The organism is Sinorhizobium fredii, assembly GCF_002944405.1.
Lineage (GTDB): Bacteria > Pseudomonadota > Alphaproteobacteria > Rhizobiales > Rhizobiaceae > Sinorhizobium > Sinorhizobium fredii_C.
Map to the genome: position 1 here is coordinate 1,470,350 of NZ_CP024310.1, position 22,564 is coordinate 1,492,913.

The window sequence follows — 22,564 nt, forward strand, 5'->3', positions numbered from 1 at the left end:
CTCATCCTCCCTGGCGAATGCCCGCAAAGGCACCGCCCTCCAGCATCGTCGCGATCGCCGCTGCCAAATCGAAGTCCGGGCAGCACATGGTCGCCGCCGCGGCGGCGCTCACAAGCGGCTCGCCGGCCATCAGCCTGCCCAGAAAAACATCGTCGCCCGGCGCGAGGCGGCGAACCTCGACCTCGAACAGCGGCCTTGTCACCAGCGCGCTTTCGGCGGCCGTCGTTTCGATGCGCCCGACAGCACCGCTTGCCCGATTGACCGAGAAGATCGTCACCGCCGGATAGGCGGAGCGAAGAATGTGGCTCGCCGGATGCTGCTCGAAGACGAGTTCGCCGAGCCGTTCCGGTGGGACCGCGGCGAGCTCATCCGGGCGGAGCACTGCCGCGTCGGCCGCATGATAGGCATGGAGCCAGGCGCGCTCGATGCGTGCGACGTCGGCGAGCCATGGCATGGATCTCGCATGTTCGTAGCGCTCGATGAAATCGGGGAAATCCCGGCCGTACTCGAAGAGGAGCGGCGACGTCGGCGGGGTTTCACGGACGTGGAAGCGGGCCATCGCTCGAAAGAATGTTTCGCCGGTGATGCGCTTCGTCGCCGGAAAGACCGCGGCAAGCGATTCGATAAGGCTGACGGTCACATTGTTGCGATAGACAGCGAAGCGCTTGCCGACGGCCTTGCCGTTCGGGCCGGCGACAAGCGCGGGCGTCGCGCGGCCGGGATCGAGCAGTCCGGGCACGAAACCCTCCGGGTAGTCGAGCCCGCCGGCCGAACTTTCCCTAAGCGCGCGCATGCATCTTTTCCCGTGGCAGTGCGACCGCGTGGCGATCGAGAATCACCTGGGCCGCCATCGCTTCGGCTTTGAGAACCGGCCAGTCGGGTATGGCGCTGTCCCATTCGACGAGCGTCGGGATCGGACCGCGCCGGCCAATGACGATTTCGAAAAGCTTCCAAACGGCATGGGACACCGGTCCGTCATGGCTGTCGATCAGCAGCCGGTCGCCTTCGTCGTCGCGCTGCTCCGCATGGCCGGCCAGATGGATCTCGCCGACATGCTCGAGCGGGTAGTCCGAGAGATATTCGAGAGCGGAAAAGGCGTGGTTGGTGGCCGAGACGAAGACGTTGTTGACGTCGAGCAGCAGGCCGCAACCGGTGCGTTTGACGAGTTCCCGGATGAATGTGGTCTCGCTCATCGTCGATTCCTTGAACAGCAGGTACGTCGACGGGTTCTCCAGGAGCAGCGGTCGTCGGATCGCCTCCTGCACCTCGTCGATATGTTCGGCGACGCGCTGCAAGGTGGCTTCGGTATAGGGCAGCGGCAGAAGGTCGTTGTAATAGGTCGTGCTGTGTGTCGACCAGGCCAGGTGCTCGGAGACGAGCGCCGGCTCGTAGCGTTCGACGAGGCTTGCGAAGCGGCCGAGGTGGTCCTTGTCGAGCGGCTGCGGCCCGCCGATCGACATGCAGACGCCATGGAGCGAGACCGGGTAATCCTCGCGTATCCGCGACAGCGCCGCGTGCGGCGGCCCGCCCAGCCCCATGTAGTTTTCCGCGTGGACCTCGAAGAAGCCGCCCTGCCGATCCAGAAGAATGGACGGCAGGTGCTGGTGCTTGAAGCTGGTCCCGGCCAGCCCGGCGATCGTATGCACCGGAAAGCAGAGAGCCTGCGGCGCACCGCGATCTGCTGGAATTGTCGATACAGGCATAGTCGCCTCCACCTTCCGGCCGCTTGGTCGGCTTACGAGGGAATGTCGCGGGTGAGCGGCTCGGGCGAACCCTTCCTGCCGCCCGGGAGTTCCATCGTCGTGCAGGTGCCGCCGTCGACGAATTTCCAGGCATTGCCCTGATAGTCGACCGTCGACGTGGCCTGGCAGGTCGTACCCGGACCGGCGGCGCAATCGTTCTGCCCCTTGAGCGCGACGCCGAAGCATTTCTCCTTGCCGGCATCCATCGCCGCCTTGACCTGTTCCTGTGAAAGCGGCGCGGCCATCGCAAGCGACGACACCGCGGCTGCCACGGCACCTGCCAATACGGCCACATTGATCGTGGATTTGGAAGTCATGACATCTCTCCATTTGAGGGTCCCGTGCGGCCTCCGTTTCCAGGGCCACACAGAGCCTCGTTCGCCGAAAACGGGGATATGTTACATTTGCCGCCTACACGCTTTCGTGAGTGCGATGGACGCCGGACTCACGAGGATTTTGGATTGACTGGATCCGCAATCAGAACAGTGATCGGCACAACGCCGACAGAATCGCGAGCGGACCTGTAACAATCGGCGAAAACCGGCGAATGGGGAGGAAGCGCAGGGTGGACGGCGCAAGCGACCGAGATCTCGCACGGCTCTTCCGCACTGCGCTTGAAGGCGACGAGCGGGCCTATGGCGACTTCCTGCACGAAGCGGCGCGTCTTGTCCGGGCCTGGGCACGGCGGCGAACGGGGTTCGCCGGCCTCGATCCGGAAGACATCGTTCAGGAGACGTTGCTGGCGATCCATGTGAAGCGCCACACCTGGAGAAGCGATGGTCCGGTGGCGCCATGGCTCTATGCGATCGCCAAGCACAAGCTTGTCGATGCGATGCGCAGGCAGGGCCGCCATCCGCGGATCGACATCAGCGAGGTGGAAGGCCGGCTCGCAGCCGAGGAGGCGGAAACAGCCAGGGATTGGGAGATCGGCCGCGCACTGGAGACGTTGACGCCGGGCCAGCGCTCGGTGGTGACCGCGATATCGGTCGAGGGGCGCACGATCGCCGAGGCGGCCAGAATCCTCGAGATGAATGAAACCGCAGTTCGCGTGGCATTACACCGTGGCCTTGCCGCGATAGCCAGGCGATTTGGAAGAGATTGACATGGAAACAGATGACCTCATCAGGGCCTTGGCGGCAGACACGCGACGAGGCCGCATATCGATGGCCGGTGCCTGGTCGGCGGCCGGCGCCGCCGCCGTCGCGCTGGCGGCCATCGTCTTCTTCGGCGTGCTCGGCGCGCGGTCGGACATCGCCGCCGCTGCTGAAACCTTCCGCTTCCTCTTCAAATTCGTGGTGACCGTGGCGCTCGCCGCCAGCGCCTTCGGTCTCCTTAAAATGCTGTCGCGGCCGGATGCAGAGCCGCACCGGACCCTGCTCGGCCTCGCCGTCGCACCGATGCTGCTGGCCGCCGGGATTGTAGCGGAACTTGCCGTCTCGCCGCTGGGCACTTGGTCCGCCAGGCTCGTCGGCACGAACAGTCTCGTCTGTCTCACCTTCATCCCGCTGATCGGGATAGGGCCGCTTGCGCTGCTGCTATTGGCGCTGCGCCATGGCGCTCCGTCTCACCCCATGCTCGCGGGCGCAATGGCCGGGCTTGCGGCCGGCGGCATCGCCGCGACCTTCTATGCCGCCCATTGCACGGATGATTCACCGCTCTTCGTGGCGACATGGTATACCATCGCGATTGCCATGCTCACGCTCGCCGGCGCGCTCGCGGCGCCCCGTATCGCCCGCTGGTAATGACCTCCCAAGCGAACATCGGGTTTAGCGGATACGCCTCTGCCCTCATCCCTCTGCTCGCCACAAGAATGAGGATCAAGGAGAGGAGAGCCACGCTGATCATATCAGGCCGCGCGCTTCCCGGCTCGTGCAATGCTTGGCTGCAGCAGCCATGTCATCAGCAAGAGCGCGGAAATCGCACCGATCAACTCGGCCACGATAAAGCCGGGAAGATCGGCGGGGCGAATGCCGGAGAACGTGTCGGTCAGCGATCGGGCGACTGCCACGGCTGGGTTGGCAAACGAGGTGGAAGCGGTGAACCAATAGGCGGCGGTGATATAAAGGCCGACCAGCCAGGGTACGGATTTCTGCTCGAAGCGGATGCCGGCGAGGATGGTCGCGACGAGGCCGAAAGTCGCCACCCATTCAGCGAGCCATTGCGCTTGCCCGGTGCGCATCTTCGTCGACCATTCGAGGATCGGATGATCGAACATCAGATGCGCAACGATTGTGCCGATGATGCCGCCGGTGACCTGGGCAAGGACGTAACCGGCGAGATCGCGTCGCGGCAGGGAGCGCGACAGTACAAAGATCAGCGATACGGCGGGGTTGAAATGCGCCCCGGAGATCGGTCCGAGGATGGTGATCAGCACCACCAGGATTGCGCCGGTTGCGAGCGTGTTTGCGAGCAAGGCGAGCGCCGTATCCGCTGTCAGCGACGCGGCCATGATGCCCGAGCCGACGACGGTTCCGACAAGCAGTGCCGTGCCTAGTCCTTCCGCGACGAGGCGGCGGGAGAGATCGTACGACGACATCAGCGCGCCTCGGGCCGGGACGTGGAGCCTTCGAGCCGGCCGATTTCGTGGAGCTTCGTCTCAAGCGCGAGCTTGTCGATCGAGGCGAACGGCAGGGCTGCGAAGACCGATATACGGTTCTTGAGGTATTTCGCTGCAAGCGCAAAGGCGCGGCCCTTCTCCACATCCGAACCCTCGACGGCGGCGGGATCCTGGATGCCCCAATGCGCGGTTGCCGGATGGCCGATCCAGACCGGACAAGCCTCGCCGGCAGCATCGTCGCAGACGGTGAAGATGAAGTCCATCTGCGGAGCGCTTGGCCCGCCAAAGGCGTCCCAGCTCTTCGACGAGAACCCGGTGGTGCGATAGCCGAGCGCCTCGAGCGTCTTCAGCGCCCAGGGGTTGACCTCACCCTTCGGCTGGCTTCCGGCCGAGAAGGCGCGGAAGCGCCCTTTCCCCTCCGCCTCGAGTATGGCTTCCGCCATGATCGAGCGCGCGGAATTGCCGGTGCAAAGAAAGAGGACGTTGTAGACCCGATCGTCGTTCATTGGCATTTCCCCTCTACGGTTGGCGCACAGCAGGCCGCGATCGCGGCGGCCGGTGCGCAGATTTCAGGATGGCCGCCACAGCAGTCTTCCATCAGGAAGCGAACGAGGCTGCCGAGCGCATCATAATTGGCCGAGTAGATGATCGACCGCGACGCGCGCTGCTGGGTGATCAACCCCGCCCGTTCCAGTTCCTTGAGGTGGAACGAAACATTGGAGGGCGAGACTTCAACCTTCTCGGCAATTGCGCCCGCCGGCATGCCGTTGGGACCTGCAATGACCAACATGCGGACGATCTGCAGGCGCGTTTCCTGGGAAAGCGCGCCGAACGAGGCGAGCGCTTGACGTTCATTCATATTTCAATAATCCTTGAATCGTTGAAATAGGAATAACGCAGATGATTTCGCTCGACAACTCGGAAATTCCGCGTGACGAAATCTCCCTCGGACTTCTGCTTGAAACACTTGCCGAAGCCAGCGACCTGCCGCTCGTCTTTCACTACGAAGGGCGGCCGATCAAAACCGGATACCACGTGACGGAGGTCAAGGCGGGACAGTTCGCGGCGCTCGACTGCGGCGCCAATCCGGAATCCTGGACCGAAATCTTTGTGCAGCTCTGGGATGTGGACGGAGCCGAATGCGCACATATGCCGGCCGGCAAATTCTCTGCAATCCTCCGCAAGGTGTCGGACCACGTGGAGCTTGATGGATCGGCAAAGCTCACCTTCGAGGTCAGCGACGGCGTGCGGCCGATGCAACTCTATCGTGCGTCGCTCCCGCGCCTGCGCGACAACGCAATGCATGTGCAACTCGTTCCCAGGCCGGCGAGCTGCAAGCCGCGGGATCGATGGCTCGCCGAGGAGAAGCGCACGTCGGCTGCCTGTTGCGGCCCCGCCACATCGACGAGCGCCTGCTGCCCGTGATCGGCAGGTCACAAATACCCGGTCACCGCCGGTGCCCGGTCCCAGGCATCGTGCCGACCATCCTCGTAGACGATCGGCGCATTCGCCAGCTCCTCGTCGGTCGCATCGTCGAGGCAGGCGATGTTCACCGCATGAAACGGTCCGCCCAGCATCTCAAAATCGGCGCTGGCAAAGGGACGGACGCCGCAATGCTTGCAAAAGACATGGCGGATCGAGCGCTCGCCGAAGCGGTATTCGGCGAGTGCCTCCTCACCGGAAAGCAGGGAGAAATCCTTAGGGGTCACGAAAATTTTCCAGAAGCGCGCCTTGAGGCAAGAGGAGCAGTTGCAGCGGAAAGTCGTCGTCCACCAGACGCCCGGCCGCGACGGCTCCGATCGCTCGCCTTCCGGCGCAAGGTCGAGATTTGCGGAAAAGCGAACCGCCCGGCAATGGCAGCTGCCGTGGTAGGCCTTCTTCATTACACAGCCTCCTTCCAGGCAACGACATAGGCATCGAGACGATCCATGCATTCGCCCCAACCTTCCGCGTGCGAATCGCGGCTCTCGACTGTCGCGAAGGGCGCTTGTTGGAAAGTGAGCCTTGTGCCGCCCGCCACCTCCTCGAAGGTGACGGTGATCAGTGTATCGATCGCGTCCTCTTCTTCCCAGGTGAACGTAAAGACGAGGCGGCTCGGCGGCACGATTTCGCGATAGGTGCCCTGGGCCCAGTAGTCCTGCCCTTCGGCCGAGCGGATGCAGCTGCGCCAGGCGCCGCCCTCACGGAAATCGGCCGTCATGCTTGGCACCGTGAAGTCCTTCGGTCCCCACCAGCGCGCGAGGTGCTCTGGCGTGGTCCAGACTTTGAAGACGATGTCGCGAGGCGCGGCAAGGACGCGCGTGATGGTGAGGGCGATCTCCTCCTTGAGAGATGGAGCATTCATTGGCTTCTCCCTTCTCAGACAGGTTCGGTTCAATTCTGATCCGACTTGTCGTTGCGCTGCAGTTCATCAAGATAGCTGTCGAGCCGGTCGAAACTGGCCTCCCAGAACGGGCGATAGCGCCCGACCCAATCGGCAATCTCCTTCAGCGGCTCCGCCTGCAGCCGGCAAGGCCGCCACTGCGCGTTGCGGCCGCGCGCGATGAGGCCGGCGCGCTCCAGAACCTTCAGGTGCTTGGAGACGGCCGGCAGGCTCATGTCGAACGGGGCCGCCAGCTCGTTCACAGTCGCCTCGCCCGCGGCAAGACGCGCGATGATGGCCCGACGGGTCGGGTCGGCCAAGGCCGACAGGGTGCTGCTCAACGGATCATCCATGCCTGCATTTAACCTGTAAGCTAATTAACTAGTCGGTTTATTACAGATCAGCACGCGTCTGTCAAGCCAATTGCCCGCGCTACGAGCGACTGAGCGTTTCGAGCCTTGCTTTCCCGCTTCTGGCGTTGCATAAATTTCATGCGTCGCTTTATCTTGCCGGGAAAATAGGCAGAGGCCGGCGGAATACCCTAACGACGAGGCAACATGGCGGCACGCCAGCGCATCATTCCCGTTCGGCGAGAATACAATCGCTGGGTCGCCAACCAGACGCTGGAAGACTATGCGCTGCGCTTCACCGCCAAGAGCGCGCGGCGCTTTTCCTCAGAACGTATCTCGCAGACGGCGATCGGCGCGATCTCCTTCCTGGCGCTGGAAGCAATCGGCGGCGCCATCACCATGTCCTACGGCACCACCAATGCGATCATCGCGATCCTCGTGGCGAGCGTCATGATCCTCGTCGTCGGGCTGCCGATCAGCCGCTGTGCGATCCGCCACGGCGTCGACATCGACCTTCTGACGCGAGGCGCCAGCTTCGGCTATATCGGCTCGACGATCACTTCTCTTATCTATGCGAGCTTCACCTTCATCCTCTTCGCGATCGAAGCGTCGATCATGTCGGGCGCTTTGGAGTTGGCGCTCGGCATACCGCTCTGGATCGGCTACATCGTCAGCTCCGTCATGGTCATTCCGCTGGTGACCTACGGCGTCCGGCTGATCAGCAAGTTCCAGCTCGTCACCCAGCCCTTCTGGATCGTCTTGAACATCCTGCCCTTCGCCTTCATCGCGCTTGCCGACTGGGAGAAGGTGGGCCTGTGGCTCGCCTATGCCGGCATTCACCACGCTTCCGGCCCGGCCGGCACTGTCGCCCCCTTCGGTCTCGTCGAATTCGGTGCGGCTTCTGCGGTGATCTTCGCGCTGATGGCGCAGATCGGCGAACAGGTCGACTTCCTGCGATTCCTGCCGCCGGACGGCCAGAAGAAGCTGCATCACCGCATCGCCGTCTTCCTCGCCGGCTCCGGCTGGGTGATCGTCGGCGCGCCGAAGCTGCTTGCCGGCTCGTTCCTGGTCGTCCTGGCGCTGAGTGCCGGCGTGCCCTCGACTCGCGCCGCCGATCCGGCGCAGATGTATTACACCGCCTTCGGCTACATCGTCCCCTCTGAGACGGCCGCGCTCATACTGATGGTCGCCTTCGTCGTCGTCTCCCAGCTGAAGATCAATGTGATGAATGCCTATGCGGGGTCGCTTGCCTGGTCGAACTTCTTTTCGCGGCTGACCCACAGCCATCCGGGCCGCGTCATCTGGCTGGTCTTCAACGTGGCGATCGCGCTGCTCCTGATGGAGCTCGGCATCTACCGGCTGCTCGAGGAGACGCTCGGCATCTTCTCGGTCATCGCCATGGCCTGGCTCTCGACGATCTCTGCCGATCTCTTCGTCAACAAGCCGCTCGGCCTCTCGCCGCCTGGCATCGAATTCAAGCGCGCCCATCTCTACGACGTCAATCCTGTCGGCCTCGGCACCATGAGCGTCTCGGCGCTTCTGGCGCTCGCCGCACATTTCGGCGTCATGGGTGACATCGCCGCCTCGCTGGCGCCCTATATCGCCCTCGTCACCGCCTTTATCGTCTCGCCGCTCCTTGCCTGGTGGACAGAGGGAAAGTTCTATCTCGCCCGCAAGCCGCGCAAGAGCTGGATAAGCGAAAGCGAGATCACCTGTTCGATCTGCGAGCATCCGTTCGAGCCCGAAGACATGGCCTGGTGCCCGGCCTATGCCGCGCCGATCTGCTCGCTCTGCTGCTCACTCGACAGCCGCTGCCACGACATGTGCAAGCCGAAGGCGCGGTTAAATGCCCAAATCGCCGCGGTGGCCAAGGCCGTGCTGCCGGAGACGGTCGTCGCAAAGCTCGCCACGAGGCTGGGGCGCTACGCGATTTCGGCGGTGATCTCGATCTCCGGCATCGGGGTTATCCTGGCGATGATTGCCCACCAGACGACCGCCGCCTCGCCGGAGACCGCCGCGGTCGTCGAACGCACGATCGCCATCGTCTTCTTCGTCTTCGCCATCCTCGCCGGCGTCGTCTCCTGGTTCTATGTGCTCGCCCATGACAGCCGCGTCGTGGCCGAGGAGGAATCCTCCCGCCAGAACACCCTGCTTCTGAAGGAGATCGCCGCCCACAAGAAGACCGACGCGGCGCTGCAGAATGCCAAGGAAGCGGCCGAATCCGCCAACCGCGCCAAGAGCCGGTATGTCGTGGGCTTAAGTCACGAGCTGCGCACGCCGCTCAACGCCGTGCTCGGCTATGCGCAGATCCTCGAGCGCGATGAGACGATCCCGCAATCGCGGCAGGGCGCAATCAAGGTGATCAAGCGCAGCGCCGATCATCTTTCCGGCCTGATCGACGGGCTGCTCGACATTTCCAAGATCGAGGCCGGCAAGCTGCAGGTCTATTCGAACGAGATCAACGTTCACGATTTCCTCGACCAGATCGTCGACATGTTCCGCCCGCAGGCGCAGGCCAAGGGTATCGGCTTCGAGCACAACCGGAGCCCTACGCTGCCGCAATATGTGAAGACCGACGAGAAGCGGCTCAGGCAGATCCTCGTCAACCTACTGTCGAACGCGGTGAAATTCACCGATCAGGGCCAAATCCGCTTCCACATCGTCTATCGCAGCCAGGTGGCGACCTTCACCATCGAAGACAGCGGCCGCGGCATCAGTGACAAGGACCTGCCCAAGATCTTCGATCCCTTCCAGCGAGGCGACGCCGAGTATCGCATGCCGGGGCTCGGTCTTGGCTTGACGATCACCCGCCTGCTGACCCAGACGCTCGGCGGCGAGATCTCGGTGACGAGCGAGAAGGACAAGGGCACCGCCTTCAAGGTGCGGCTGATGCTTTCGGCCGTCGACCGTCCGGTGGCGCTCATCGACCCGGTGCGCAGGATCAGGTCCTACAGGGGCGCGCACCGCACCATCCTCGTCGTCGACGATAATGCCGACCACCGCGAACTGATGCGCGAGGTACTCGCTCCGCTCGACTTCACCGTTCTCTCGGCGGCGAGCGGCGCCGACTGCCTGGCGCTCATCGAGGGGACGCGGCCGGACCTCTTCCTGATCGATATCTCGATGCCCGGCATGAACGGCTGGGAACTGGTGACAAAGCTCCGCGAGGGCGGCCAGACGGCGCCGGCGATCATGCTGTCTGCCAATATCGGCGACGGCTCGGCGGCCGGCGCCATCGGCCACAACGACACGCTCGCCAAACCTTTCGGCGTGCGCCAGCTCACCGACAAGCTGGCGATCCATCTCGGCCTCGAATGGCTCCACGAGGGCGACGTCAAAGATGCGCCCGCCAACGGCAAAGCCACTGTCACCAGCCCCGGCGAGCAGCATGTGAGGGAATTGATAGCACTCGGCGAAATCGGCTACGTGAGAGGTATAGAGGCGAAACTGACGGAGATTGCCCTGAACCCCGAGAACAAGCCCTTTGCCGAGGCGGCCACTGCCTATGTCCGGGCCTTCGACCTTGCCGGCTACGATGCCTTTCTGAAACGGCTGCTTCCCGAGGAGGCGAACGCCCGTGCCTGAAACCGCCAACCCGCGCGACATGGTGCTGCTCGTCGACGATTCTCCCGAGGCGCTCGGCTTCCTCACCGAGGCGCTGGAACAGTCCGGCTTTTCCGTGCTGATCGCCACCTCCGGCCATGCGGCGCTCAACATCGCCGACCGCATCACCCCCGACCTCATCCTGCTCGACGCGGTGATGCCCGGCATGGACGGCTTCGACACCTGTACGCGATTGAAGGCCAATGCCTCGGTCGCCCAGGTGCCGGTCGTCTTCATGACGGGGCTGACGGAGACGGAACATGTGGTGCGGGCACTAGAGGCCGGCGGCGTCGACTACCTGACGAAGCCGATCAACATCGACGAGCTGCGTGCCCGCATCCGCGTCCACCTTTCCAATGCCCGCTCGGCCCAGAGCGCCCGCGTCGCACTCGATGCCGCCGGCCGGCACCTGCTGGCCGTGCGCGGCGATGGCACCGTGCGCTGGTCGACGCCGCAGGCGACCCGCCTCGTCAACGCCGCCACCGGCAGCGATGAAGGCCTTGCGGTGGTGGCCGCCCGCATCGCCGTCTGGATGCGGGAGCGGGAGAAGCAGGGGAGCGACAAGCAGGGCAGCCTGACGCTGCACCAGGCCGGCCAGACGGGGCTGCAGATTTCCTATCTCGGCGCCATTGGCGCCAACGAATTTCTCTTCCGCCTGACCGCCGAGAACGGCGTCAGCGACGACGAGACGCTGCGCCAGCATTTCCATCTCACTCAGCGCGAGTCCGAGGTTCTGCTCTGGATCGCCAAGGGCAAATCCAACCGCGACATCGGCGAGATCCTGGGCTTGAGCGCCCGCACCGTCACCAAGCACCTCGAACAGATCTATGTGAAGCTCGGCGTCGAGAACCGCGCTTCGGCGGCGGTCAAGGCGACGCAGGTGCTGCACGGGATTTAGTTTTCACCACACGCAGTGGCTCAGATAGGCTCGCGGCGTATGCGGACGCGATACCCCCCTCTGGCCTGCCGGCCACAGGGGAGTGTCGCCATCCGCTGACGTTGCAACTGTCGCCACCCCTCGCGCCCAAAAAAAGGACGCGGCCTGGAAAACCAGACCGCGCCAGTTTGCACTCATCGTGCGTTGCCCTGGGAGGCAAGTTATTCGGCGGGCTGAACCGCCACCGCCGGGATAGTCTCGACCGGCTGGTTGCCGCCAAGCGCCGCCGAGAGCTGCGCCTGGTCCAGTTCGCCTTCCCACTTCGCCACCACCAGCGTCGCAACCGCATTGCCGACGAAGTTGGTGAGTGCCCGGCACTCGGACATGAAGCGGTCGATGCCGAGGATCAGCGCCATGCCGGCGACCGGCACGGAGGGGACGACCGAGAGCGTCGCGGCGAGCGTGATGAAGCCGGCGCCGGTGATGCCTGCCGCACCCTTCGAGCTCAGCATGGCGACGAGCAGCAGCAGGATCTGGTCGCCGTACGAGAGCGGCGTGTCGGTCGCCTGGGCGATGAACAGCGCCGCCAGCGTCATGTAGATATTCGTGCCGTCGAGATTGAAGGAATAGCCGGTCGGAATGACGAGGCCGACGACCGAGCGCTTGCAACCGGCCTTTTCCATCTTGTTCATCAGGCCCGGCAGTGCGGCTTCCGAGGAAGACGTTCCCAGCACCAGCAGAAGTTCCTCCTTGATGTAGCGGATCAGCGCCACGATCGAGAAGCCGTTGTAGCGGGCCACCGCGCCAAGCACGACGAAGACGAACAGGAAGGAGGTCAGGTAGAAGGTGCCGATGAGCATGGCGAGGTTGGCGATCGAGGCGACGCCGTATTTGCCGATGGTGAACGCCATCGCGCCGAAGGCGCCGATCGGAGCGGCCTTCATCAGGATCGCCACCAGCCGGAAGATCGGCAGCGTCAGCGCCTGCAGGAAGTCGACGACCGGCTCGGCCTTCTTGCCGACCATGGCGAGCGAGAGGCCGAAGAGCACCGAGATGAACAGCACCTGCAGGATGTCGCCCTCGGCAAAGGCGCCGACCAGCGTCGTCGGGATGATGTTCATCAGGAAGCCGGTGATCGACTGCTCATGCGCCTTCGCCGCATAGGAGGCGACCGCCTTCGCGTCGAGCGAGGCCGGGTCGATATGCATGCCCGCACCCGGCTGCACGACATTGGCGACGATGAGGCCGACGACGAGCGCAAGCGTGGAGAAGGTCAGGAAGTAGATCATTGCCTTGCCGGCGACGCGGCCGACCTTGGCGAGATCGGTCATCCCCGCAATGCCGGTAGCGACAGTCAGGAAGATCACCGGCGCGATGATCATTTTAACGAGCTTGATGAAGGCGTCGCCGAGCGGCTTCAGCTCAGTGCCGAGCTCGGGATAGAAATGGCCGAGCAGGATGCCCGCGGCGATCGCCGCCAGAACCTGGACATAGAGATGGCGGTAAAAGGGTGTCTTGCCGCGGACCTCCGCGGAATGCTCGATGATCATGTGATATCCTCCACTTGGGACGCGCCCAGTCCGGCAACGCGCCGGGCCTCCCGGGCCACTCTTCCGAAGATCGACAGCAGCGGCTGCCTTGTGGAGCTTGTTTGCAACGGGCGTGCCAGTTTGTTGCTGGCTCTGCACAGGCTTGAAAACACTTGATGTTTTCTGGAGAGAGTGAAGAACGGGCAATCGGCCTGTGCGGATTTCCGCACAAACCGGCTGGCACGCCGGGCGAAAACATGCACAATATCGCTATGATCAAATACCCGCCAGGCACGGACGATCTGGGCGCGCTCCGCCGCCGGTCGCGGCAATCATGGCTGCTGTTTGCGGCCGTGGCGCTCGCTCTTCTGGTCGCGGGCCTCCTCCTGGCCGGGGCATATGGACGGTCGCAGGCGCTCGCCGAGCTTGCCGAACAGAGCCGGCTCGATGCCAGCCTGAAAGCCTCGCTGTTACGGGCGGTGGTCGAGCGGCAACGGGCCCTGCCGCTCGTTCTTTCCGACGATACCGCCATTCGCCAGGCGCTGACCTCGCCGAGCCCGCAGTCGGTGGAGCCGATCAATCGCAAGCTCGAAAGCCTTGCGGCAAGCGCCGAGGCGGCGGTCGTCTATCTGATCGGCCGCGACGGCGTCGCCGTCGCGGCCAGCAACTGGCGGGAGCCGACGAGTTTTGTCGGCAACGACTATGCCTTCCGCGACTATTTCCGCCTGGCGATGCGCGACGGCAAGGGCGAACATTTCGCCATGGGAACGGTGAGCCGGCGGCCTGGCCTCTACATCTCGCACCGCGTCGACGGGCCGGGCGGCCCACTCGGTGTCATCGTTGCCAAGCTCGAATTCGATGGGGTCGAGGCCGATTGGCGGGTGACGGACAAGCCGACCTATGTCACCGACCGGCGCGGCATCGTGCTGATCACCAGCCTGCCCTCCTGGCGCTTCATGACGACGCGGCCGATCCCCGACGACCGGCTTGCCGACATCCGCGAAAGCCTGCAGTTCGGCGACGCGCCGCTACTGCCGCTGCCTTTTCATCGGACAGAGGCCCGGCCGGACGGCTCCTCGACGTTGGAGGCGCTGCTGCCCGGCGACGGCACCGAGGCCTTCCTGCGCGTCGAGACGCCGGTGCCATCCACCGCCTGGCGGCTTGAGCAACTGTCGCCGCTGAAGGTGGCGCTGGCGGCCGGGGCGCGGGAGATGCGGCTCCTCATGCTTGCCGCATTGATGCCGCTCCTGGCGATGGCCGCATTTCTGCTGCGGCGGCGGCAGGTGGTGGTGATGCGATCGGCCACGGAGCGGCTGGCGCGCACCGAGCTGGAAGAAAAGGTCGAGGCGCGCACACGTGACCTCAGCAGGGCCCGCGACCGCCTTGAAACCGAGATCGCCGACCACCGGCAGACGGCCGAGAAGCTGCAGGCGGTCCAGCAGGATCTGGTGCAGGCCAACCGGCTGGCGATCCTCGGACAGGTCGCCGCCGGCGTCGCCCACGAAATCAACCAGCCGGTTGCGACCATCCGCGCCTATGCCGACAATGCCCGCGCCTTCCTCGACCGCGGCCAGAGCGCGATCGCCGCCGAGAACATGGAGACCATCGCCGAGCTTACCGAACGCGTCGGCGCGATCACCGACGAGTTGCGGCGCTTCGCCCGCAAGGGCCATTTCGCCGCCGAACCGACGCCGATGAAGGATGTCGTCGAGGGCGCGCTTCTGCTCTTACGCAGCCGCTTTGCCGGCCGCATGGACGCGATCTGCATCGAGCTGCCGCCGGATGGCCTCAAGGCGCACGGCAATCGCATCCGGCTGGAACAGGTGCTGATCAACCTGCTGCAGAATGCGCTGGAAGCGATCGGCGATCGCCCCGACGCGCTGATCCGGGTGAGTTGCGAGGAGACCGCGGCCGGCATCGCCCTCACCGTCGCCGACAACGGACCGGGCATCCCGCGCGAAATCCTGGACGAGCTCTTCACCCCCTTCAATACCTCGAAGGAGGAAGGGCTCGGCCTCGGTCTCGCAATCTCCAAGGAGATCGTGAACGACTATGGCGGCACGATCGAGGTCGACAGCAGCCCGTCCGGAACGACATTCACCGTGCAACTGAAGAAGGCCGACGCGCCATGAACCGCGCACCCTCCGTATTCCTGGTCGATGACGATCGCGACCTGCGCAAGGCGATGCAGCAGACCCTGGAACTTGCCGGCTTCGCTGTATCGCCCTTCCCCAGCGCGGCCGAGGCGCTCGCAAAACTCGACCCCGGTTTCGAGGGCGTCGTCGTCAGCGATATTCGCATGCCGGGCATGGACGGGCTCGCATTCTTCCGGCGGATCGCCGAGCTCGACGCCGATCTTCCGGTGATCCTGGTGACCGGCCATGGCGACATACCGATGGCGGTCCAGGCCATCCAGGACGGAGTCTATGATTTCATCGCCAAGCCCTTTGCAGCCGACCGGCTCGTGCAGAGCGCCCGGCGGGCTGAAGAGAAGCGCCGCCTGGTGATGGAGAACCGCGCCCTTCGCCAGGCAGCGGAAGCGGCGTCGGAAAGCCTGCCGCTGATCGGCCAGACGCCGGTGATGGAACGGCTGCGCCAGACGCTGAGGCATATCGCCGACACGGATGTCGACGTGCTGGTCGCCGGCGAGACCGGCAGCGGCAAGGAGGTCGTCGCGACGCTTCTGCACCAGTGGAGCCGGCGCCGGAGCGGCAATTTCGTCGCGCTGAATTGCGGCGCGCTGCCCGAAACGGTGATCGAAAGCGAGCTTTTCGGCCACGAGCCCGGCGCCTTCACCGGCGCCGTCAAAAAGCGCATCGGCCGGATCGAGCATGCGAGCGGCGGCACGCTGTTCCTCGACGAGATCGAGGCGATGCCGCCGGCAACGCAGGTGAAGATGCTGCGCGTGCTCGAAGCTCGCGAGATCACGCCGCTCGGCACCAATATTGTTCGCCCGGTCGATATCCGCGTCGTCGCGGCGGCCAAGATCGACCTCGGCGACCCGGCCGAACGCGGCGAATTCCGCGAGGATCTCTACTACCGCCTGAACGTCGTGACGCTGTCGATTCCGCCGCTGCGCGAACGCCGCGAGGACATCCCGCTGCTCTTCTCGCATTTCCTGAAACGCGCCTCGGAGCGTTTCGGACGGGAGGTGCCGGAGATCTCCGCTATGGTTCGCGACCATCTGATGACGCATGGCTGGCCGGGCAATGTGCGCGAACTCTCGCATTTTGCCGAACGTGTGGCACTCGGGGTCGAGGCCAATCCCGGCAAGTCCGCCGCCCCGCCGGTGCCGAGCAACGGCACCCTGCCCGAGCGGCTGGAGCGCTACGAGGCCGATATTTTAAAAGAGGCGCTGACCGCCCATCGCGGCGATGTCAGGGAAACCCTGCAGGCGCTCGGCATCCCGCGCAAGACCTTTTACGACAAGCTGCAGCGCCACGGGATCAACCGGGCGGACTATGGGCGTGGTGCCGAGGAATCCTGAGATCGACCAGGGCATGCGCGGACCGCAAGTGCTTGACGGCGAACGTCGCGAGCCTATCTCCAGCCCATGGATATGACCGAGCGCAGGCGATCCGCCTCCACCAATGTCCGATCGTTTCGGATCGCATTGCAGCGCATTGAACGCGGCCGCGATCCGTCGGCGCTGCGGTGGCAAGCGCTTCTCGCTTTCATCGATCTCAGCATCCTCGCCTTCTTCATCTTGGGCCCCTATCTCCGGGAAGGCCCCACCTATCTCATCATCGACTACACGATCGCCGCCTGGATCGGCGCCGAACTGCTGGCGCGCGCGCTTTCGGCTCCGTCGCTGCGTGTCTTTCTCAGAAGGCCGATGACCTGGATCGACCTGGTCATCCTCGCCACCCTTCTGTTCCCGGACCTCCTGTTCAATTTCGCATTCCTGAGAGCCATGCGGATCTGGGCGATTGGCAGAAGCCCGCTGCTGCGCGAAGGCTTGCGGCGTATCGGCGGCGCGCATCTTCAGGACGTGGTGCGCGCCTGCCTGAACTTTCTCGTCTTCCTGTTCATGATGACGGGCTTCGTCTACACCACCTTCTTCTACGCGCAGGAGGGCGGCGAAGGCTTCGTCGACGCGCTCTACTTCACCGTCGCGACGGTCACCACCACCGGCTTTGGCGACATTACGCTGCCCGGCACATTGGGCAAGCTCACCTCCGTCGTGACGATGATCATCGGCATCTCGCTCTTCGTCCGGCTCGCCCAGGCGGTGGTTCGGCCGCACAAGGTGAACTTCCCTTGCCCGCAATGCGGCCTGCAGCGGCACGACCTCGACGCCGTGCATTGCAAGGCCTGCGGCCACCTGCTCAATATCCCCGACGAGGGTGATTGAGCGCCTATTTGCGCGCGAAGCTGAAGGTGAAATGGCTGCCGCGGTGATAGTCGATGGCGTGGATGACGGGCGCGCCGGCCGTGCTGAAGCAGGTCTCGCGAATGAGCAGCGCCGGCCCGAAGTCCCTGAGGTCGTGCCGTTCGATCACGTCCGCAGGCAGCATCACTGCGGAGACGGTGGCCGATGACATGCGCGGCCGCTGTCGATAGCGGTCGAGCAGATCGAGCAGCGAGCCGGTCCAGTCGATGTCGTAGAGACGGTTCGGGATGATGCCGCGCGGGATGTAATCGACGCAATAGAGGATCGGCTCGTCCTTCTGCAGCCGCAGCCTTTCGAGGCGGATGACGCGCTCGCCCTCACCCAGCTTCAGTTGTTCGGCGGTTAGCGCGTCGGGGATTTCTTCGGCAATCGAAAGCACCTTGTTGATGGTCTGGTAGCCGTAGTGCCGCGTCATGTCGGTGACGCTCTCGAACACCGTGATCGGCCTGTCCACCTGGACGGCCGACATGGCCGAAACGAACCGGCCGCGCCCATGCTCCACATAGATGGCGCCATCCTGTTCGAGCAGTTTCAGGGCCTCGCGCAGGGCCGGCCGCGAGATCTTGAAGCGCTGCGTCAGTTGCGCCTCGGTCGGCAGTTTGTCGCCGGGCTTCAGCCCCTCGTCGCGAATCAAATCGGCGATGCGGTCGCGAAGCTGGATGACCAGTGTGCGCGTATCGCGAAGCGGCTCGTCCAATTCTCTCTCCAAAGCGCCCGTAGACTAAGTCTTTCTTGTCTGACAAATCCGCCGTGGTCAAGGCCAGGCAATTTCAGCCGGAAGACACGAACCCGAGCAGGGACGATCTACTTTTCTCCGTCACGGCGGCCCTTGACACAAGCTCTCATTGTTGTCAGTTGTCTTACAACATCGCCGCTGCGATGATCGTGGGTGCTTTATCGAGAGAGAACCATGTTGAATTTCGACGAACAGAGATTTCTTCGCATCCAGTCCGGCGCCGCCGCCCTCGGGCCGCGCCTCGACGCGGTCATCGGGTCCTGCCTCAACAAGGGCGCCGAGAATATCTTCTTTCTGGGTACCGGCGGCGCAGCCATCTTGATGCAGCCGGCGGTGCAATTGCTGCAGCGAAAATCGCGCTTCCCGGTCTTCAGCGATCTTGCCGCAGAGTTGGTGGTCACCGGCTCGGCCAACCTGACGAAAAAATCGATCGTCGTGATCCCCTCCCTCTCCGGCACGACCAAGGAAAGCGTGGCGCTGCTCGCCAAGGTGAAGGAGATCGGCGCCACGGTGTTGACGCTCGTCGGCCACGAGGAGACGCCGCTCGGCAAAGGCGGCGACCATGCCTTCGTCAATTTCGCCGAGGACGACACGTCCTGCGAATCCTTCTATCTGCAATCGCTCTTCATTGCGCTTTCGATCCTGCGCCACCGCGGCGAGATCGACAATTACGATGAGATCGTCGCGGAACTGCAACAACTCCCGCAGTTGCTCCTCGGGGTGAAGCGCACCTACGAGGACATGGCGGAGGCCTTTGCCAGGATCCTCGCCGGCTCGGACTATCACATCGTCACCGGCGCGGGGAACGTCTGGCCCGAGGCCTTCTATTACGGCATGTGCATCCTCGAAGAGATGCAGTGGATCCGCACCCGTCCGGTGCATGCCTCGGACTTCTTCCATGGCACACTGGAACTCGTCGAAAAGGGCGTCAGCGTCATTCTCTTCAAAGGCGAGGACAGCCTGCGGCCGCTCGCCGACCGCGTCGAGAAATTCGCGCCGGGCTACACCGACAAGCTGACGGTACTCGATACGGCGCAATTCGACCTGCCCGGCATTTCGCCGGAGGTGCGCGGTCTCGTCTCGCCGATCGTCCTTGCCACGGTGCTCGAACGGATCAGCGCCCATCTCGAAGTCCTGCGCAACCATCCGCTGACCACGCGGCGCTACTACAAACGCGTTGCCTATTGAGCGGGCAAGCGGCACGAGGGGTCGCGCCTGCAACAGCACTCGCACGCCCCTTGCGTGAATCTTAGGGACAGTCATGACCTCCTTCCGCCTTGCCGCCATCGGCGACAACTGCATCGATCGGTTTCGTCCGCCGCTGTCCCGGTCCTATGTCGGCGGCAATGCGGTCAATGTTGCCGTGCAGCTCGCGCGGCTCGGTCATCAGTCCTTCTATTTCGGCGCCGTCGGCCGTGATGGCGACGGCGCAAAGGTGCGCCGCCTGCTCGAGGAACATGCGGTAAGGCTGGATCACCTGCAGGAACGCGACGGCAACACCGCCTATACGGATATCGACGTGACGCCGGCCGGCGACCGGATCTTCGTTCACGAGGACTTCGGGGTCTGCGCCGGCTATCGGCCGGATCCGGCCGAGCTGGAAATCCTGAAGACCATGGATCATGTCCATATCGGCTGGCTTGACGATGGCGGCGCGCTGCGCCGCGCGCTCTCGGCGAGAGGTGTCAGCGTCTCGCAGGACGTCTCCGTCAACGCCGCGGCCGCTGACCTCGGAGTCGCGGGGCTGTCGATCGCCTTCGGCTCGGCCGGCGAGAACGACGCCGCGGCCGAGCGCCTCGCCGCCGATTTCCTGGCACGCGGTGCCCGCCTCGCCGTGGTGACGCGCGGTAGTCGCGGCTCGCTTGCGAGCGACGGCAGGGAGCAAGCCACGGCCGGCATCCGTCCCGTCGAGGTCGTCGATACGACGGGCGCCGGCGACAGTTTCATCGCCGGCTTCATCGCGGCCCGGATGGAAGGCCGGTCGCTTGCGGAATGCCTGCAGGCCGGACGCGATCTCGCCTCCCTCACCTGCGCCCATATCGGCGGCTTCCCGCAGGCGCCGCAGCCGCTCTGAGTTTCAAGCCTCGCCTAAACGCGTTTCGAGCGGCGCGCAGTCGCATCAGCGAACATCGAAGCGGCCGAACCGGGCTTCGATGCGGGATTGGAAATATTCCAGGCAGACCGAGAGAAGCCAGTAGATCATCGAGGCGGTGATCAGCATCTCGATATGACGGAACTCCGTCTGTCCCTGGGTGCGGGCAAGATACATCAGCTCCCAGACCCCGACGACCGATACGAGCGAGGAATCCTTCAGCATGGCGATGAATTGGTTGCCGGTCGGCGGGATGATGACGCGCATTGCCTGCGGCAGGATCACCAGCCCCATGGTCTGGGCGGGACTGAGCCCCAGCGCCGTCGCGCCCTCGGTCTGGCCGCGCGGGATGCTCTCGATGCCGGCCCGGAAAATCTCGGTCATATAGGCGCCGTAGCAGAGCGAAAGGGCGAGAATACCGGCAGGCACCGCACTGATGACGTAGCCGACCTGAGGCAGGCCGAGATAGATGATATAGATCTGCATTAACAGCGGCAGGCCGCGAAACAGCGAGGTATAGAAGGTCGCAAGACCGTAGATGACGCCATTCTTCGACAGTTTCGCTATCGCCCCGGCCAGCGCGATGACGGTGGCGACGGCGATCGAGATCACCGATATGTAGAGCGTCGTGACGACGCCCTGCGAGACCAGGAAGCCGATCTTCTTGGCGATGAAGGCGAAGGACAGGTCGAAAGAATAGAAGAACAGCATCAGCAGCGCGAAGAGCTCAAGCCAGACCCCAACCACCTGCCAGTGGCGCGGCAGCTGGCGCAGCGCCTTCCAGTTCACTGCCGCCGTGAGGGCAATCATCGATGCGCTGAGGAATTGCCCGAGCGCGGGATGGGCGGCGAGCCAGTCGGAAGCGGCCGGCAGCAGATGCCCGATCCAGGTCGGACTGATGCCGAGGCCGTAGATGCCGAGCGTGACGAGCGCCAGCATCAGCAGAAGGCCGGTGCGCCGCGCCGCGTCCGGGTAAGTCAGTACCAAGCGACCAATCATCGAAACCTCTCCGGCGTTCAGGCAGCGCGCTCGCGCCACCAGTCCTGGGCCTGCAATTTCCAGTAGGTGAGCTGCGCCACGGCAAGGCCGGCATAGCCGCCGGCCCAGACGAGCCCGAAGGACTTGAAGAGCTTGTAACGGTCGGACTGGCCGAGGATCGCCTCCGCAACGAGCTTCCCGCCGATCGCCGTCGTGTTGAGTCCGTGGCCGCCGAAGGCGGTGCAGTGCCATACGCCCGGCTGCATCTCGCCGATCTGTGGCATCAGATGGCGGGCATAGGACATGAGGCCGGACCAGGCGAGCTCGGTCTTCAGTTCTTTCAGTTGCGGATAGGTTCCGACCATCTCGCATCGCAACTCCCGGGCGAGAGCCGCCGGCGAAGCCGCCCTTGTGGTGATCCGTCCGCCCCACAACAGCCGCTTGCCGCCGTCGACCAGCCGGTAATAGTCGCCGGCCCGGCGGTTGTCGCCGACCGCGTCGTCGGTGGCGATCGCCGTGCGGATGAGCTCCGGCGCTTCCTCGCTCAGCATCACATAGGTGGCGATCGGCAGGAAGGCGCGTTTCAGCGGGCCATGCAGCCGGCCGCTATAGCCTCCGGTGGTGAAGACGACCTGACGGGCCTTGACCTTGCCGCGAATCGTCTGGACGGTTTTCTCGGCCGCGCCGAGAGCCGTCGCTATTGCGGCCGACCGCTCGTAGATCCGCCCGCCGAGACGCTCGACCTCGTCCGCGATGCCGCGGAGATAGTTCAACGGGTGCATGTGAAAGGCGCGGCCGTCCCTGAGGCCGTGGAAGTAGCGCTTCGACTTCAGGACCGAACGCACCTGGTCGGTGTCGAGATAGTCGAGCGCGTAGCCATAGGCGCGCTTCATCTCGTCCGCATGCGCTTTCAGGCTCATGCCATCGTCATAGCGCAGCACGCTGACGAGGCCAGGCTGCGGACGGGCGCCGTCGATCTTCAGCTGCTCGATCGTCTCGCGGACGAAATCGACCCCCTCGATCGACAGGTGATGCAGCTGCCGAGCCGCCTCGGCTCCTACGCGCCTGGCGATCTCCGCACTGCCGGTGGCAAAGCCCGGGCTGACGAAGCCGCCGTTGCGGCCCGAGGCGCCGAAGCCTATGCATTCGGCCTCCAGCACGATTACCGATTGGCCGGCGAGGGCAAGCTGCAGCGCTGTTGTCAGACCAGCAAGGCCGCCGCCGATGATGACGGTGTCGCATTCGACCGCTTCGGACAGAACTGGTCTGACCTTCGTATCGGCCATTGTCTTTCGGTAATAGGTATCGGGATAGGACATGGTCACCCGCGGATCGCTCACATGGA

23 protein-coding genes are annotated in these 22,564 nt (G+C 64.3%); 10 read left to right on the plus strand and 13 right to left on the minus strand.

Annotated elements, in window-relative coordinates; genetic code table 11:
* Position 1: 1 nt before the first annotated feature.
* From NXT3_RS30465 to NXT3_RS30475, 3 genes are read right to left on the minus strand one after another with little or no spacing between them, the layout of a single operon-like run.
* On the minus strand, positions 2 to 793 hold the full coding sequence (locus tag NXT3_RS30465; RefSeq protein WP_097524367.1) for an HvfC/BufC N-terminal domain-containing protein: 792 nt from the start codon (positions 791 to 793) through the stop codon (positions 2 to 4).
* Positions 780 to 1,703, minus strand: a complete 924-nt coding sequence (locus NXT3_RS30470; protein WP_097524366.1) for an MNIO family bufferin maturase — start codon at positions 1,701 to 1,703, stop codon at positions 780 to 782. Before NXT3_RS30470 ends, NXT3_RS30465 begins: the two co-directional genes overlap by 14 nt.
* Before the next feature lie 32 nt (positions 1,704 to 1,735).
* Positions 1,736 to 2,059: a BufA1 family periplasmic bufferin-type metallophore gene (locus NXT3_RS30475; RefSeq protein WP_037416075.1), complete on the minus strand. Its 324-nt coding sequence runs from the start codon at positions 2,057 to 2,059 to the stop codon at positions 1,736 to 1,738.
* A 248-nt stretch (positions 2,060 to 2,307) separates the two neighbouring features.
* On the opposite strand from NXT3_RS30475, the gene NXT3_RS30480 reads away from it, so the two are divergent.
* Together NXT3_RS30480 and NXT3_RS30485 are read left to right on the plus strand one after the other, a co-directional pair.
* Entirely contained in the window at positions 2,308 to 2,844 is a 537-nt protein-coding gene (locus NXT3_RS30480) for a sigma-70 family RNA polymerase sigma factor (protein ID WP_097524365.1), read from the plus strand.
* A 1-nt stretch (position 2,845) separates the two neighbouring features.
* Positions 2,846 to 3,484, plus strand: coding sequence for an NrsF family protein (locus NXT3_RS30485; RefSeq protein WP_097524364.1), 639 nt, complete (start codon positions 2,846 to 2,848; stop codon positions 3,482 to 3,484).
* A 104-nt stretch (positions 3,485 to 3,588) separates the two neighbouring features.
* Here NXT3_RS30485 and NXT3_RS30490 read toward each other — a convergent pair whose 3' ends face one another.
* The 3 genes from NXT3_RS30490 to NXT3_RS30500 are packed head-to-tail and all read right to left on the minus strand — an operon-like array spanning position 3,589 to position 5,158.
* A complete protein-coding gene (locus tag NXT3_RS30490) occupies positions 3,589 to 4,278 on the minus strand; it encodes an aquaporin (RefSeq protein ID WP_097524363.1) in 690 nt (229 codons plus the stop codon).
* The gene (locus tag NXT3_RS30495; RefSeq protein ID WP_037416063.1) at positions 4,278 to 4,805 is read right to left on the minus strand and encodes an arsenate reductase ArsC; all 528 of its coding nucleotides are present in this window, start codon (positions 4,803 to 4,805) and stop codon (positions 4,278 to 4,280) included. The genes NXT3_RS30490 and NXT3_RS30495 overlap by 1 nt, the downstream gene beginning before the upstream one ends.
* Positions 4,802 to 5,158 (minus strand): ArsR/SmtB family transcription factor, encoded by a 357-nt coding sequence (locus NXT3_RS30500; RefSeq protein ID WP_097524361.1) that lies wholly within the window; start codon positions 5,156 to 5,158, stop codon positions 4,802 to 4,804. The genes NXT3_RS30495 and NXT3_RS30500 overlap by 4 nt, the downstream gene beginning before the upstream one ends.
* Positions 5,159 to 5,199: 41 nt before the next feature.
* Here NXT3_RS30500 and NXT3_RS30505 point away from each other — a divergent pair, with 41 nt between their 5' ends.
* A complete protein-coding gene (locus NXT3_RS30505) occupies positions 5,200 to 5,724 on the plus strand; it encodes a DUF6428 family protein (protein WP_104841298.1) in 525 nt (174 codons plus the stop codon).
* A gap of 8 nt (positions 5,725 to 5,732) precedes the next feature.
* Here the strand turns inward: NXT3_RS30505 and NXT3_RS30510 are convergent, their stop codons facing one another.
* From NXT3_RS30510 to NXT3_RS30520, 3 genes are read right to left on the minus strand one after another with little or no spacing between them, the layout of a single operon-like run.
* A complete protein-coding gene (locus NXT3_RS30510; protein ID WP_097524359.1) occupies positions 5,733 to 6,182 on the minus strand; it encodes a GFA family protein in 450 nt (149 codons plus the stop codon).
* Positions 6,182 to 6,643 (minus strand): SRPBCC family protein, encoded by a 462-nt coding sequence (locus NXT3_RS30515; RefSeq protein WP_037416050.1) that lies wholly within the window; start codon positions 6,641 to 6,643, stop codon positions 6,182 to 6,184. Before NXT3_RS30515 ends, NXT3_RS30510 begins: the two co-directional genes overlap by 1 nt.
* 29 nt (positions 6,644 to 6,672) lie before the next feature.
* Positions 6,673 to 7,014, minus strand: a complete 342-nt coding sequence (locus tag NXT3_RS30520) for an ArsR/SmtB family transcription factor (protein ID WP_097524358.1) — start codon at positions 7,012 to 7,014, stop codon at positions 6,673 to 6,675.
* A 204-nt stretch (positions 7,015 to 7,218) separates the two neighbouring features.
* On the opposite strand from NXT3_RS30520, the gene NXT3_RS30525 reads away from it, so the two are divergent.
* Positions 7,219 to 10,596 carry a hybrid sensor histidine kinase/response regulator gene (locus NXT3_RS30525; protein WP_104841299.1) on the plus strand — a complete coding sequence of 1,126 codons (3,378 nt, stop codon included), beginning with the start codon at positions 7,219 to 7,221 and terminating at the stop codon, positions 10,594 to 10,596.
* Positions 10,589 to 11,512 carry a response regulator gene (locus NXT3_RS30530; RefSeq protein ID WP_199773429.1) on the plus strand — a complete coding sequence of 308 codons (924 nt, stop codon included), beginning with the start codon at positions 10,589 to 10,591 and terminating at the stop codon, positions 11,510 to 11,512. The genes NXT3_RS30525 and NXT3_RS30530 overlap by 8 nt, the downstream gene beginning before the upstream one ends.
* Positions 11,513 to 11,712: 200 nt before the next feature.
* On the opposite strand, the gene NXT3_RS30535 is transcribed toward NXT3_RS30530, so the two are convergent.
* The gene (locus NXT3_RS30535; protein ID WP_104841300.1) at positions 11,713 to 13,041 is read right to left on the minus strand and encodes a dicarboxylate/amino acid:cation symporter; all 1,329 of its coding nucleotides are present in this window, start codon (positions 13,039 to 13,041) and stop codon (positions 11,713 to 11,715) included.
* 236 nt (positions 13,042 to 13,277) lie between these two features.
* Here NXT3_RS30535 and NXT3_RS30540 point away from each other — a divergent pair, with 236 nt between their 5' ends.
* From NXT3_RS30540 to NXT3_RS30550, 3 genes are all read left to right on the plus strand, one after another.
* Entirely contained in the window at positions 13,278 to 15,152 is a 1,875-nt protein-coding gene (locus NXT3_RS30540; RefSeq protein ID WP_104841445.1) for a sensor histidine kinase, read from the plus strand.
* Positions 15,149 to 16,507, plus strand: coding sequence for a sigma-54-dependent transcriptional regulator (locus tag NXT3_RS30545; RefSeq protein ID WP_104841301.1), 1,359 nt, complete (start codon positions 15,149 to 15,151; stop codon positions 16,505 to 16,507). The genes NXT3_RS30540 and NXT3_RS30545 overlap by 4 nt, the downstream gene beginning before the upstream one ends.
* 66 nt (positions 16,508 to 16,573) lie before the next feature.
* Positions 16,574 to 17,374: a potassium channel family protein gene (locus tag NXT3_RS30550; RefSeq protein ID WP_097527460.1), complete on the plus strand. Its 801-nt coding sequence runs from the start codon at positions 16,574 to 16,576 to the stop codon at positions 17,372 to 17,374.
* Between the two features lie 4 nt (positions 17,375 to 17,378).
* Here NXT3_RS30550 and NXT3_RS30555 read toward each other — a convergent pair whose 3' ends face one another.
* Positions 17,379 to 18,110: a GntR family transcriptional regulator gene (locus NXT3_RS30555; protein ID WP_104841302.1), complete on the minus strand. Its 732-nt coding sequence runs from the start codon at positions 18,108 to 18,110 to the stop codon at positions 17,379 to 17,381.
* 213 nt (positions 18,111 to 18,323) lie between these two features.
* On the opposite strand from NXT3_RS30555, the gene NXT3_RS30560 reads away from it, so the two are divergent.
* Positions 18,324 to 19,337: an SIS domain-containing protein gene (locus tag NXT3_RS30560; protein WP_104841303.1), complete on the plus strand. Its 1,014-nt coding sequence runs from the start codon at positions 18,324 to 18,326 to the stop codon at positions 19,335 to 19,337.
* A gap of 73 nt (positions 19,338 to 19,410) precedes the next feature.
* On the plus strand, positions 19,411 to 20,223 hold the full coding sequence (locus tag NXT3_RS30565) for a PfkB family carbohydrate kinase (RefSeq protein WP_104841304.1): 813 nt from the start codon (positions 19,411 to 19,413) through the stop codon (positions 20,221 to 20,223).
* Between the two features lie 45 nt (positions 20,224 to 20,268).
* Here the strand turns inward: NXT3_RS30565 and NXT3_RS30570 are convergent, their stop codons facing one another.
* Together NXT3_RS30570 and NXT3_RS30575 are read right to left on the minus strand one after the other, a co-directional pair.
* Positions 20,269 to 21,240 carry an amino acid ABC transporter permease gene (locus NXT3_RS30570; protein ID WP_104841446.1) on the minus strand — a complete coding sequence of 324 codons (972 nt, stop codon included), beginning with the start codon at positions 21,238 to 21,240 and terminating at the stop codon, positions 20,269 to 20,271.
* Positions 21,241 to 21,257: 17 nt separating this feature from the next.
* On the minus strand, positions 21,258 to 22,538 hold the full coding sequence (locus tag NXT3_RS30575; protein ID WP_097527458.1) for an NAD(P)/FAD-dependent oxidoreductase: 1,281 nt from the start codon (positions 22,536 to 22,538) through the stop codon (positions 21,258 to 21,260).
* Between the last annotated feature and the right edge of the window lie 26 nt (positions 22,539 to 22,564).